Source organism: Nocardia sp. CDC519, from assembly GCF_059509835.1.
Genome location: NZ_CM183377.1, coordinates 6,555,331 through 6,567,967, shown reverse-complemented (window position 1 = coordinate 6,567,967; position 12,637 = coordinate 6,555,331). Strand labels below are relative to the sequence as shown.

The 12,637-nt window shown below is 68.7% G+C and carries 10 protein-coding genes; 3 read left to right on the top strand and 7 right to left on the bottom strand.

Features of this window, described 5'->3' with window-relative positions; genetic code table 11:
* Positions 1-32: 32 nt before the first annotated feature.
* The 7 genes from AC5W7N_RS30260 to AC5W7N_RS30230 form a co-directional block, all read right to left on the bottom strand.
* Positions 33-1,271: a PucR family transcriptional regulator gene (locus tag AC5W7N_RS30260; RefSeq protein WP_228815081.1), complete on the bottom strand. Its 1,239-nt coding sequence runs from the start codon at positions 1,269-1,271 to the stop codon at positions 33-35.
* Positions 1,272-1,353: 82 nt separating this feature from the next.
* The gene (locus AC5W7N_RS30255; protein WP_495922956.1) at positions 1,354-2,217 is read right to left on the bottom strand and encodes a phytanoyl-CoA dioxygenase family protein; all 864 of its coding nucleotides are present in this window, start codon (positions 2,215-2,217) and stop codon (positions 1,354-1,356) included.
* A gap of 36 nt (positions 2,218-2,253) precedes the next feature.
* Positions 2,254-3,690, bottom strand: coding sequence for a gamma-aminobutyraldehyde dehydrogenase (locus AC5W7N_RS30250; RefSeq protein ID WP_495922954.1), 1,437 nt, complete (start codon positions 3,688-3,690; stop codon positions 2,254-2,256).
* 46 nt (positions 3,691-3,736) lie between these two features.
* Positions 3,737-5,284, bottom strand: coding sequence for an AMP-binding protein (locus AC5W7N_RS30245; protein WP_495922952.1), 1,548 nt, complete (start codon positions 5,282-5,284; stop codon positions 3,737-3,739).
* Positions 5,281-6,318: a dihydrodipicolinate reductase gene (locus AC5W7N_RS30240; RefSeq protein ID WP_495922950.1), complete on the bottom strand. Its 1,038-nt coding sequence runs from the start codon at positions 6,316-6,318 to the stop codon at positions 5,281-5,283. The genes AC5W7N_RS30245 and AC5W7N_RS30240 overlap by 4 nt, the downstream gene beginning before the upstream one ends.
* A 46-nt stretch (positions 6,319-6,364) precedes the next feature.
* Positions 6,365-7,789 carry an APC family permease gene (locus AC5W7N_RS30235; protein ID WP_495922948.1) on the bottom strand — a complete coding sequence of 475 codons (1,425 nt, stop codon included), beginning with the start codon at positions 7,787-7,789 and terminating at the stop codon, positions 6,365-6,367.
* Positions 7,790-7,826: 37 nt separating this feature from the next.
* Entirely contained in the window at positions 7,827-8,924 is a 1,098-nt protein-coding gene (locus AC5W7N_RS30230) for an alcohol dehydrogenase catalytic domain-containing protein (RefSeq protein ID WP_495922946.1), read from the bottom strand.
* A gap of 333 nt (positions 8,925-9,257) precedes the next feature.
* Here AC5W7N_RS30230 and AC5W7N_RS30225 point away from each other — a divergent pair, with 333 nt between their 5' ends.
* From AC5W7N_RS30225 to AC5W7N_RS30215, 3 genes are read left to right on the top strand one after another with little or no spacing between them, the layout of a single operon-like run.
* A complete protein-coding gene (locus AC5W7N_RS30225; RefSeq protein WP_195007119.1) occupies positions 9,258-10,790 on the top strand; it encodes a flavin-containing monooxygenase in 1,533 nt (510 codons plus the stop codon).
* Complete coding sequence (locus tag AC5W7N_RS30220; RefSeq protein ID WP_495922944.1) at positions 10,787-11,860, top strand: alpha/beta hydrolase; 1,074 nt, start codon at positions 10,787-10,789, stop codon at positions 11,858-11,860. The genes AC5W7N_RS30225 and AC5W7N_RS30220 overlap by 4 nt, the downstream gene beginning before the upstream one ends.
* Positions 11,860-12,567 carry a hypothetical protein gene (locus tag AC5W7N_RS30215; RefSeq protein WP_495922943.1) on the top strand — a complete coding sequence of 236 codons (708 nt, stop codon included), beginning with the start codon at positions 11,860-11,862 and terminating at the stop codon, positions 12,565-12,567. Before AC5W7N_RS30220 ends, AC5W7N_RS30215 begins: the two co-directional genes overlap by 1 nt.
* Positions 12,568-12,637: the final 70 nt, after the last annotated feature.

Genomic DNA, 12,637 nt, shown 5'->3' with positions numbered 1-12,637 from the left:
GGGGCGATTCTGCCGTCGCCAGCGGGCGCCGGTCAGCCCGTGCCGCGGATCCGCAGGACCGTCAACGCCGTCGCGACTTCGGTCGGCCGGTCGGCGAAGGGGCGGGGGAGGAGTTCGTCGACGCGGGCGAGCCGCCGGTCGATCGTGTTGCGGTGGGTGAACAGCCGATCCGCGGTACTCGACCGGTTGAGGCCTTCCTCGACGTAGGTGAGCACGGTCTGATGCAGGACCGGGCTCGCGGCCTCGAAGTCGCCGAGGACATCGGTGACGAACTGATCGAGCTGGCTGACATCGGCCGACATCAGGTCGATCATCTGGACGTCCTCGTAACGGATCACGGCCAGGTTCGAGCGGAGCCGCGACAGCAGGCGTTGCGCCGCCGCGGCATCCAGGTGAGTCCGCCGGAATCCGTTGATACCCGATGCCGCGCGGCCGAGCGCCACGCGAGCACGGGGGTGCCGACTGAGCATCTCCTCGAGATCGGCGGCGGGCGGCACTGTTTTCGCCGGAATCCACAGCCACTGCGCAGCGGTCCCCGCCACCACGGTCAGTCGGCTCGCCGCGCCGCAGGCCCGCATCAACTGCTCGCTCACGGCTTCCAGCGCGTGCGCGTCGCGCTCCGAATCCGTCCACACCACAGCGCCGATGTGCGAGCCGGTCAGCGCGTAGCCCAGCTGGGCCTCGGCCCGTGCCGGCGCGATGTCGGCACCCTGCAGCAGCAGTTCGACGGTGGCGTAGCGCTGCAGTTGCGCGCCGCCGGCGAACTCTTCGCGGACATCGTCGACCTGCTGTGCGAGTGCCGCGATGGCGTCGTCGACGGCGGTGGTCAGCGAGCAGGCCGAGACCGCGACGAGCGACTCGAGCTCGTCGAGATCGCGGGCTACCCTGAAACATTCGGCGAGCCACCACCGCCACACGACGTACTGTCCGGCCCGCCACGAGGTGACCTCGTCGGTGGTGAGGCCGCGGAGAACGACGTTGCGCGCGTAGGTACGCGTCTCCTCGCTGTCCGGTGGCGGGACCCGCGCGCCGGGTGCGGCGATGTTCGACGTGAGCCACTTCTTGAGGGCGAAGACGCCGACGCGGTCGCTGGACTCGGCCAGCACGGGGTCCTGTGCGATCGCCAGGTAACGGGGGTCCCGGAGCGTCGCCTCCTCCATGTCGGCCAGGATCTCGGTGTGCCTGGTGAGCATGGTCTCGGCGACGTCGCGGAAGAGTTCGCGCACCCGGTCGGAGGGCTCGGGCCACAGCTCGTCGGATGTCACGGTCATTCCATCAACCTCCATCGCTCGCCGTGACAACGAGTATGCGCCGCCGCCCCGGCGATCGGGCGGCGCGCGCGGACCGCACGAGTCAGTCGAGACCCAGGTACTCGCCGAGCTCGCGGTAATCGACCTGCCAGAGGCCGGGCGACCCCAGTGGGTACTGGGACCGGAAGCCGAGGATGCGCTGCACGCGCTCGGGCAGGGTCTTCACGATGTCCCGGTCCACGAGGAAGGGATACGCCTCCTCGCCGACCAGGTAGCCGGGGTTGAAGGCGAACGCGAGCCCGCGGCGGTACTGGTCGGTCGTGATATTGGCACCGCCGCCGTGGGCGGTCTTGCCACTGAAGAACAGTGCGTCGCCGGCCTTCATCGTGGCCGGGACGGTCTGATCCGGGGTGCCGCGGTCCTGGAAGTCCGGCCAGTGATTGCTGCCGGGGATGACGCGGGTGGCGCCGTTCTCCTCGGTGAAGTCGGTCAGCGCGATGAGGAAGTTGACGGTCACCTCCGGGCCGGCGGGACCCATCCCGACGAACGGGAACCAGTTCTCCAGGTCGCGGTGGAGCATCTGGGCGCGGTTGCCGGGGCCGATCTCGATGACCTGGGCGGTGGTCATCCAGAACGTGCCGGACTCCTCGAGGAAGGTCGCCTCGCACAATGCGTGCACCAGGTCGTGGTCGATCACCTCCTCCCGGAACACCTGGCTGTGCGTGACGAGGTTGGTCAGGCGCTTGGTGTTGGCGCCGTGGAACTCGTTGACGATCTCCAGCTCGTGCTTCCCGCCGGGGGTGAGCGCGGCCAGGGGTTCCTCGATCTGGGCGTTGAACCGCGCGACCTGGTCGGCGCTGAGCAGGCCCTCGATGATGACGCCGCCGTCGCGATCGACGATCTCTCGGATCTCGGTGATGTCGGTGGTGTTGCCGACTCGCTGGAGAGTCGCATCGACTGATGTCATGGTGTGTTCCCTTCTCCTGGTGAGGATGTGAGTGGATCAGTTCGTCTTGGTCATCACGTGCTTGATGCGGGTGTACTCCTCGAGTGCGTAGATCGACATGTCCTTGCCGTATCCGGACTGTTTGAACCCGCCGTGGGGCATCTCCGAGAGGACGGGCATGTGGTCGTTCACCCAGACGCAGCCGAAGTCGAGATCGCGAGCCGCGCGTGCCGCGTGGCTGAGGTTCTGCGTCCAGATCGACGACGCCAGGCCGAACTCCACGTCGTTGGCCCACTCGAAGGCCAGGTCGATATCGTCGGCCCGCTGCACGGTGACGACGGGTCCGAACTGCTCGGTCTGCACGAGCACGTCTGCCTGGCTCGGGTTCGCCACCACCGTGGGCTCGAGGAAGAAGCCGTTGCCGGGCAGTGCCTTGCCGCCGGTCAGGATGGTGCCGTCGGTCTTGGCGAGGACGTCGAGGATGGACTGCCGGTGCGCGGCCGAGATGAGCGGACCCATGTCGATGTCGTCGCCGGCCTGGGGATCGCCGACCCGGATCGCCTGGACCGCGGGCACCAGCGCCTCGAGCAGCCGGTCGTAGATCCCCGGGGTGGCGATCACCCGGCACGCCGCGGTGCAGTCCTGGCCGCTGTTGGCGAAACCCGCGGTGGCGATGCCCGCGACGACCGCGTCGAGATCGGCATCGTCGAGGACGATGACCGGCGCCTTGCCGCCCAGCTCGAGATGTGTCTGCGCGACGTGGGCCGCGGCCACCTCGGCGATGTGCCGCCCGGTGCTGGTGTCGCCGGTCAGCGAGACCAGGCCGATGCGGCGATCGGCGACCAGGTGGTCGCCGATGTCGGCCGCCGACCCCGACAGCACGTTGAACGCACCGGCCGGGAAGACGTCCTGCGCGAGCGCGGCGATATAGAGGGCGGTCAGCGGGGTCTGGCGGGACGGTTTGAGGATGCTGCAGTTCCCCGCCGCCAGGGCCGGACCGATCTTCCAGGTCGCCATGAGCAGCGGGTAGTTCCAGGGGGCGATGCCGGCGACGACGCCGATCGGCTCGCGCCGGATGTAGGACTCGTAGCCGCGCAGGTACTCACCGCCGGCGCGGCCCTCCATCGTCCGCGCCGCACCCGCGAAGAATCGCAGGTTGTCCACCGCGAAGGGCACCTCGTCGCGGGCGACCGGGAGCGGTTTGCCGACGTTGCGCGACTCGAGCACCGCGATGTGCTCGGCGTGTTCCTCGATCTTGGACGCCAGAGTCAGCAGCATTTCCGCCCGCTCGCCCGGGGTGGTGCGCCGGAACGAGCGGAACGCCTGCGTGGCCGCGGTCACGGCCGCGTCGATGTCCTCCTTTCCGCTGGCGGGCACCCGGGCCAGGACCTTTCCGGTTGCGGGTTCGAGGACATCGAGCAGCCGTCCGGATTCGGCGGCGACGAGTTCGCCGTTGACGAGGTTCTTCGCGCTGTAGGCATTGGGGTCGAGCATGGTGATCTCCTTGTCGGATGCGGTGGGGTGAGGTGGTCGGTGGAACTCAGCCCGGCGGGTGAGCGATCAGCTGTCGGGCGAGCTGGAATTTCTGGATCTTTCCCGTGGCGGTCTTGGGGAGCGTCGCGAACTCGATCCGGTCGGGGACCTTGAACTTCGCGAGGCGATCGAGCAGGTGGGCGCGCAGCTCGCCGCTGCTGAGCTCCGCGCCCGGGCGGAGGGAGACGAACGCCGCGGGGCGCTCGCCCCAATGCTCGTGCGGAACACCGACCACCGCGGCCTCGAGGACCGCGGGATGCTCGAGGATCGCGCGCTCGATCTCGATGGAGCTGATGTTCTCCCCGCCGGAGATGATGAGGTCCTTCGCGCGATCGCGGATCTCGATATACCCGTCGGAATGCCGGACGGCCAGATCCCCGCTCCGGAACCAACCGTCGCGCACCGCCGCCGCGGTGGCCGCGGGGTCACGGTAGTACTCGGCGGTGACGTTGTTGCCCCGCAGCACGATCTCGCCGATCGTCGTCGCGTCGGCGGGCACGTCACGGCCGGCCTCGTCCACCACGCGGACACCGCCGGTGATGATGTTGCCGACGCCCTGGCGTGCGTTGCGGCGATCGCGTTCGGCCTCCGGCGCCGCGTCCCACGCACGGTCCCACTCGTTGATCACCGCGGGCCCGTAGGTCTCGGTCATGCCGTACAGGTGCGTGACGTCCAGGCCGCAGCTGCGGGCCCGCGCCAGCAGTGCGGGTGCGGGTGGGGCGCCGCCGGTGGCGACCCATACTCTGCGGGGCGAGATCGTCGTCGGCGGGGCCGAGGTGATGGTCGAGATGACGGTCGGCGCAGCGCACAGGTGAGTGACCCCGGCATCGCCGATCGCCGCCCAGATCGCGTCCGCTTCGACCTTGGGCAGGCAGATGTGGGTGGCTCCCGCTGCGGTCACCGCCCACGTGAAGCACCACCCGTTGCAGTGGAACATGGGCAGGGTCCACAGGTAGACCGAGTTGAGGTCCAGGCCCGAGTGGAAGGCCATCGCCACGGACTGCAGGTAGGCGCCGCGGTGGGTGTACACCACGCCTTTGGGCTTCCCGGTGGTCCCGGAGGTGTAGTTGATGGCGATCGGTGCGAGCTCGTCGTGGGACGAGATGTCCACCGGCGCACCGGAGGACACGATCGCCTCGTATTCCTCGGCACCGGCGATCACCGGTATCGGACCCGGGGTCAGTGCGACAGCCTCGAGCGCGAGCGAGGTCAACGGGTCGGTCGCGATCAGGACCCGCGCCCCACTGTGATCGAGGATGAAGGCGATCTCCGTCGCGCTGAGCCGGGCGTTGAGCGGCACCAGGATGCCTGCGGCATAGGGGATCCCGTAGTGGGCTTCGAGCATTTCGAGGGTGTTGTGCGAGAGCACCGCGACGCGATCGCCCGGCTGGACGCCGCGGTCGACGAGGGCGCCGGCGAGGCTGCGGCAGCGGTCGTGCAGCTCGCGGTAGGTGAGCGTGCGCGGGCCGTCGACGACGGCGGTCCGCTCGCCGTGGACCGATGCTGCGCGGTCGAGGAATCGCACCGGAGTCAGCGCGGAGAACGCATGTGTCACAGCGATCCCGCCTCGGCCAGGTGGGTGCCCTTCGACGCGATCCGCGCGACCGGGAGGTCGCCCATGGAGAGCAATCCGGGGGGAGCGTCGACGACCGCGGTCGCGACATTCACCGCTGCCGCGATCGTGCTCACGAACGACTCGAACCCGACGGGTGAGGACAGCTCGATCAGCTGGTCGGAACCCTCGATGCGGTAGCCGTCGCCCGCCCGCACCGGGTCGCTGCCGTCGAAGAAGCCGAACATGATCTCGAGGTCGATCACCGTTCGACCGCCCAGCGTGCCGCGCGCGGCGTGGGTGACGGCGGCGATCTCACCCGGCTCGATGACCACGTGGTCGCCGGTCCGGACGGTCTCGCTGATGATCGCGGGGGAGACCCGGTCGACGACGATCGCGTCGAGCGACCAGCCGAGCCCGGCGGCGAGTGCGCTGATGGCCTGCTCGAAGCCGTAGTGGCCGACCACCGCTCCGCGGGCCCGCGCACCGTCGAACCGCGCCGGCGTGAGCCCGAGGCCGAACTTCGACAGGATCGCGCCGTAGCGCGACATGTTCGTCCGGCGGCGGATGACGACCCGCTCGACACGCTGGGTCAGTGTCGTCAGCAGGAGCGGGAGTGTGTCCATCAGAACGCCGGGGTTCGCGCCCGTCCCGACAACGGTGACGCCGTTGGCCTTCGCGGTCTCGTCCAAGCGGCGTGCGATATCGGGATGGCTGGACCACGGGTAGGACAATTCCTCGCAGATGCTCATCACGTTGTAGGACCGTTCGAGCAACGGCACGAGAGTGTCCACGACCAGGCTCAGGTCCGAGGTCGTTGCCACGATGGCCAGATCGGCCGCGGGCAGGCGGGAGGGTTCGTCGATGACGGTGACCCCGCTCGCGCCGAGGCCGGCGAGGGTTCCGAGGTCGGTGCCGACGACGGCGGGATTCCGGTCGGCCGCGCCGACGATCCGCACGTCGGTGCGCCGCAGCAGGGATTCGGCCATGGCTAGCCCGGTGGCGCCGAGGCCGACCACGACGATTGTGTGAGTCAAAGGGTCTTGTCCTTCAGGGAGAATGGTTGCCGGCGTCGGAGAGGGGCTATTCCTGGGTTCCCGCAGTCGGTCGGAGTCGCCCGACGACGGGTCCGAGGGTGAGGGAGCCGAGGAGCGCGACGATGATGGCGACGGAGACGCTCTGCTCGGCCCCCGCGAGGAGGTCGAGATTGAGCAGCATCGCCGCCAGGATCACGAGCAGTCCGCCGAGGCCGAGCACGGGTGCGACCAGGGCCCGGAAGACCGAGGTGTCGTGGGACTCGCGGCGGAAGAAGGCCAGCACGGCCGAACACGTCAGCACCAGCAGGATCACGTATCCGACCGAGCCGAGCCCAGAGGTCCAGGTGTAGAGCTGACTCATCGGATCGAGGCCGATCGCGACGGCGAGCGCCACGACCACGACCACTGCCGCCGTCACGGCGAGTGAACCGCGGTGCGGTGAATTGTGTTTCGGGTGAACCGCTGCCAGGCGGCGCGGGAGCAGGTCACGCGACGACAGCGACAGGGTGTATCGGGACAGGATGTTGTGCCAGGTCAGGGCTGCGGCGAAGGTGCTGGTGACGAACAGGGGCACGATCAGGTCCGCGCCGACCCGGCCGAGGTACTGCAGCGCGACCGACGACAGCAGGCCCTCGGGATCGGCGGTGGCGGCCGCGACGACCTGACCGTCACCGATTCCGCTGATCACCGCCCACGAGCTGACCGCGTAGAACAGGCCGACGACGGTCACGGAGACGACGGTCGCCCGGCGCACGGTGCGCACGGGGTCCTTCGCCTCGTCGCGGAACACGGCGGCGGCTTCGATGCCGATGAAGCTGAGGACGGCGAAGATCAGGGCCACGCCGGGCGCGCCGCTGAAGGTGTCCGAGAGAGAGACGACGCCGTCGGACAGGCCCTCCGGGCCGCCGCCCCGCAGGAGGATCGCGGCGTTCAGCACGACGACGAGGCCTACCTCCGCGACCAGCAGGACGCCCAGCACCTTCCCCGACACCTCGACGTTGCGGTGGCCGAGGAAGGCGATGATCGCCAGCCCGGCCGCGGCCCAGACCCACCACGGCATCGAGGGTCCGCCGTACGTGGTCACCATGGCATCGGTACCGATCCCGAGCAGCACGTACAGGCCGATGTAGATGCACGTGTAGGACAGCATGGCCAGGTAGCCGGTGCCGATCCCGGCCATCCGGCCGAGCCCCGCGTGCACGTAGGAGTAGAAGGCTCCCGCGGATCGGACGAAGGGCGTCATGGTGGTGAATCCGATGACGAAGAGCAGGAGCACGGCGAGCGTCGCGAGGTACGCGGTCGGCAGGCCTGCACCGTTGCCCAGCGCGAGCCCGAGCGCCATCGGCCCGCCGACGACGCAGAGCGGGGCCGCGCCCGCGATGATGATGAGCGAGATCGCGACAACGCCGAGCTTGCCGTGCAGACGGGCCGGACGCTCGGACACCGCGCTCTCGTGGGTCCTGATGGTCATGTCATCCTTCATGCGATGATTCGCCGCGCCGCCGCGGTCAGGGGATCAGCAGCTGGCGCAGCTGGGCACCGCCGGCGAGATCCGCCAGAGCCTGCGCCGCCTCGTCGAGTGGCCTGCGGGCCGTGATCAGCTCGTCGAGGAGCAGTTCGCCACTCATGTACAGGTCGACGAGTTTCGGGATGTCGAACTGCGGCCGGATGCTGCCGTAGTTGGAACCGAGGATCCGCGCGTCCATCTCGGCGAGCGCGAGCGGCTCGAAGGAGGCCGTCGCGCCCGCGGCCGGGAGCCCGACGACGACTGCGGCACCGCCGAGGGCGAGGGCACGGATCGCGGCCTCGGTGGTGCTCACGTGCCCGATCGCGTCGAAGGCGAAGTCCACCCCGTCGGGCATCAGGTCGCGCAACGCGTCGACCGCGTCCGCGCCGTCGAGGCCGATCGCGTCGGTGGCGCCGAAGGTCTTCGCGAGCGCGGCCCGTTCGGGGGAGAGATCGACGGCGACGATCCGCTCCGCACCCTGCATGCGGGCGCCCTGGACGATGTTGAGTCCGACTCCGCCGCAGCCGATCACCGCGACGGTGGATCCGGCCGTCACCTTGGCCGTGTTGACGACAGCACCGACGCCGGTGGCGGCGGCGCACCCCACCAGCGCGATGGATTCGAGCGGTGCGTCGTCGCGGACCTTGATCGCGCCGGTCGCGGGGACGACGACCTCCTCGGCCCACGAAGACACTCCGAGGTAATGGTTGACGCGCTGCCCACTGCGGCTGAGCCGGCTGGTGCCGTCGAGCAGGCTGCCGGTGGTGTTGATGACCGTCGCGACCTGATGGCACCGGGTCTCCCGCCCGGCGCGGCATTCGCGACATTCACCGCAGTACGGGTTCCACGACAGCACGACGTGGTCGCCCACTGCCAGATGCGTGACATCTGGGCCGACCTCGGTGATCACACCCGAGCCCTCGTGACCCGGCACCAGGGGCGCGGGGACCGGCCACTCACCTCGGACGAGGTGCAGTTCCGAGTGACACACGCCCGCCGCCGCGATCTCGACGCGGACCTCGTTGCGCAAGGGCGCTGCGAGGTCGATGTCGGTGATCTCGACGGGGGTGTCCTCGTCGGTGAACAATGCGGCGCGCATGACTCGACTCCTTTTGCGGGGCACGGTGATTGGTTGGAACGCGCACAATCCGTTCCGTCATGGGCCGGCGGCTCAACTGCTGAAGCGGTGTGGCGTGGATCTCACTGTGACGGCTCGGTACGCGGATCGGCCACAGCATGTCTCAACCACTTGTGCGGCGAAGCGGTGCGAATTGCACTCCTCGCACCAGTCCTCGTCCGCCGCGGGCCGGGAGGGGTGAGATTTCCACCACCGGACCCCACAAGACGCTGAGATTCGTTGTGGTGTGCGCCACACGGAGACCGGCAATCTGAATACCTCACTACGCGCTCGGCACAGGAAGGTAGCGAGGGGATGAGCAATACAGCACCCGGCCCGGAGTACTTCGACGTCGTCATCATCGGCGGCGGAATCTCGGGTATCGGCGCCGCGACGTACATCACTCGGGAGTTCCCGAACAAGAAGGTGGTGCTCCTCGAGGGGCGAGATTCCATCGGCGGCACGTGGGATCTGTTCAAGTACCCCGGCATTCGCTCCGATTCGGACCTGCACACCTTCGCCTACGAGTTCAAGAGCTGGAAGGACGAGAATGCGATCGCCGACGCCCCGCTGATCCTCGACTACCTCACGGAGACCGTCGAGGAGTACGGCCTCGCCGATCGCATCCGCTACCGGCACAAGGTGGTCACGGCCGCGTGGTCCAGCGATGACGCGCAGTGGCTGCTCAATGTCGACGTCACGGAGGCCGACGGCACCGTGCGCCGCGAGGTCATCAAGGCGGGCTGGGTGTTCGGTGCCACCGGCTACTACGACTACGAGAAGGGCTACACCCCGGAGTTCCCGGGCCGCGAGGACTTCACCGGCGACATCATCCACCCGCAGCACTGGCCCGAAGGCTACGACTATTCAGGGAAAAAGGTCGTCGTGATCGGCAGCGGTGCCACCGCGATCACGCTGATCCCGTCGATGCTGAAGGGCGAGGGCGCGGCCGCACACGTCACGATGCTGCAGCGCACACCCACCTACATCCTGACCCTGCCGCGAGTGGACGCCCTCAGCCTGAAACTCACCCGCCTGCTCGGCGAGCGCGGCGGCTACCTGGCGACCCGGTGGAAGAACATCCTCACCGACTGGACCGTTGTCCAGCTGCTGACTCGGTTCCCGAACGCCTCCCGCCGCTTCATCCGCAGCGTCAACGTCAAGGAGCTGCCCGCCGGCTTCGACGTCGACAAGCATTTCAACCCGCCGTACAACCCGTGGGAGCAGCGCCTCTGTCTCGCACCCGACGGCGACTTCTTCCAGTCCATCCGCGACGGCGGCGCCTCGGTCGTGACCGACCGCATTCGCCGGTTCACCGCCACCGGAATCGAACTCGAGTCCGGCGAGCACCTGGACGCCGACGTCATCATCACCGCGACTGGGCTGAACCTGCGCCTGTTCGGCGGCATCGACCTCACCGTGGACGGGCGCCCCGTCGACCTGCCCAACACCGTGGTGTACCGCGGCATGATGCTCTCCGGCGTGCCGAACTGGATGAATGCGATCGGCTACACCAAGTCGTCCTGGACGCTCAAGATCGGACTGCTCGGCAAGAGTATCACCGAGTTGCTGCGCTACATGGACACCCACGGCTACGACACCGCCGTCCCGCACGCACCCGCAGGCGTCGGCACCCGCTCCATGCTCGACCTGAACTCGGGCTACATGCAGCGCGCCAAGAACGATCTGCCGCGCCAGGGCGACGCCATGCCCTGGAAGACGGAGAACGTCTTTCTCGATGACCGGAAGATGTACCGCGGCTCGGTGATCGATGAGCACCTCCGGTTCAGCTCCCGCCTCGAGCGCGAGTTCAGCGGCCGCACCGTCGTGGAAGAAGCACGGTCATGACCGTGACCACGCGGGTTCCCGCGCCCCTCCAGGCGCCCGCCGCGCTGAGCGTGGCCGAGCGGCTGCAGCGCGCCGCGTTCACCGCGCTCGGCAGCCTCCCCGGCGGTCTGCTCCGCCGGATCGCGCCGCGGGTGGTCAACGCCGACGGCGACGTGCTGGCGCCCGAGATAGCGCTGCTGCTGAAGGCGACCGCAAGCGCACCGGACTTCAGCGACGAAACTCCGGAACAGGCGCGCGCCATCGTCGCGAACGACTCGCGGGTGTTCGCCGACAAGGCACCCGCGGGCGTGCGGGTCGAGCCCGAGATCGTGCTGCCGGCCGGCCTGCGCGCGACCATGTATCGCCCGGCGGCGCCCTCGAATGCCCTGGTCCTGTTCCTGCACGGCGGCGGTTTCGTCCTGAGCAGCAGGCAGGACTACGACGTGCCCGTTCGCTTGATCGCCGACGGTGCGGGCGTCAACGTGCTCTCGGTCGAGTACGGCTTGGCGCCGGAATCACCGTTCCCCGGCCCCGTCGACGACGCGGTCACCGCCTGGCGGTTCGCCGTCGAGCACTGCGCCCAGTGGGGGATCGACCCCGCACGGATCGTGCTGCTCGGCGACAGCGCAGGCGGCAATCTGTGCGCCGTGCTGGCCAACATCGTGGCGGGCGAACAGGTCCGGCCCTTCCTGCAGGTGCTCATGTACCCGGTCGTGGACGCGGTGGGAAACTACGCCTCGCGCAAGGAGTTCGCCGACAACGCGGCACTGTCGGCCAAGCAGATCGACTGGCTGACGGACCTGTACCTGCCGGACCGGACATACGCACTCGACCCGCGGGTTTCACCGATCCTCGCCGACGACCTGTCCGGCACGCCGCCGACGCTGATCACCGTGGCCGGTTTCGATCCCCTCCGGGACGAGGCGCTCGCCTACGCCGCGCGACTCGAGGAGGCAGGCATCCCGGTTCGTGTCTTCCGGGAGAGCGGCCTGGTGCACGGCTATGTCTCGATGACCCGCATCAGCCCCACGGCCCGCGCTGCGCTCGATCGGGTCACCGACGCTGTCCGTACCGCACTCGAGGAGTTCTGATGAGCACCACCCGCATGATTCTCGTCCTGCTCGCCGACCTCGCGATGGTCGGGGCCGGGTTCTACTACGGCATCAGGTTGCTCCGCGGCTTCCGCAACTTCCTCCTCGGTCTCGAATGGGTCGTGATGGCGGTGTCCGGCGTGAACGTGCTGTACCTCGCCGCGATCAACGTGGATCACGAGAGCCTCAGCTATCACCTCATGGTCTTCTTCGACGCCTTCTCCCGCTCGTTCGGAATGACGGTGATCCTCGTCGTCGGCCTGATGGCGGTGACGCACCGATACCGCCCGAGCTGGGTGGTGGAGGCCCTCGCCATCGTGGCCGGTATCGCGGTGGGCCTCAACCGTGCCCTCGAGCCCCGGCCGGTGGAACCGAGCTGGGCGATCTTCTACCTCGTGCTGAACCTCGCCGCCGCGCTGTTCGTGTTCGTCTACCTGGTGCCGAAGCTGTGGCGCGGGGGCGATCGCGGCAACGCGACGTGGGTGGCGCTGGGTGCCGCGCTCGGCGCCTTCGTGGCCATCATCTACGACTACTTCCCCATCCCCGGCGACGACGCGGAGCACACGCTGTTCTACATCATCTCGCTGACGATCTGGGCACTGATGATCGTGACCTTCTCGCGCGGCTACCTCGCCCTCGAACGGCTCAACGCGCAGGTGGACGCGCGCACGTCGGCTTCGGAAGCGGCATCGCCCGCCGCTCGGTGATCAAGTACTGAAATCCTCGAGCCTGCCGGGCTTTTGAAGAAAGGCGCTGCTCATCCCATGGCCCTGGAAT

Bases quoted from the DNA above. Each gene is read 5' to 3' on its own strand.
- AC5W7N_RS30260 (WP_228815081.1), bottom strand. From the start codon at position 1,271: ATGACCGTGACATCCGACGAGCTGTGGCCCGAGCCCTCCGACCGGGTG.
- AC5W7N_RS30255 (WP_495922956.1), bottom strand. From the start codon at position 2,217: ATGACATCAGTCGATGCGACTCTCCAGCGAGTCGGCAACACCACCGAC.
- AC5W7N_RS30250 (WP_495922954.1), bottom strand. From the start codon at position 3,690: ATGCTCGACCCCAATGCCTACAGCGCGAAGAACCTCGTCAACGGCGAA.
- AC5W7N_RS30235 (WP_495922948.1), bottom strand. From the start codon at position 7,789: ATGACCATCAGGACCCACGAGAGCGCGGTGTCCGAGCGTCCGGCCCGT.
- AC5W7N_RS30230 (WP_495922946.1), bottom strand. From the start codon at position 8,924: ATGCGCGCCGCATTGTTCACCGACGAGGACACCCCCGTCGAGATCACC.
- AC5W7N_RS30225 (WP_195007119.1), top strand. From the start codon at position 9,258: ATGAGCAATACAGCACCCGGCCCGGAGTACTTCGACGTCGTCATCATC.
- AC5W7N_RS30220 (WP_495922944.1), top strand. From the start codon at position 10,787: ATGACCGTGACCACGCGGGTTCCCGCGCCCCTCCAGGCGCCCGCCGCG.
- AC5W7N_RS30215 (WP_495922943.1), top strand. From the start codon at position 11,860: ATGAGCACCACCCGCATGATTCTCGTCCTGCTCGCCGACCTCGCGATG.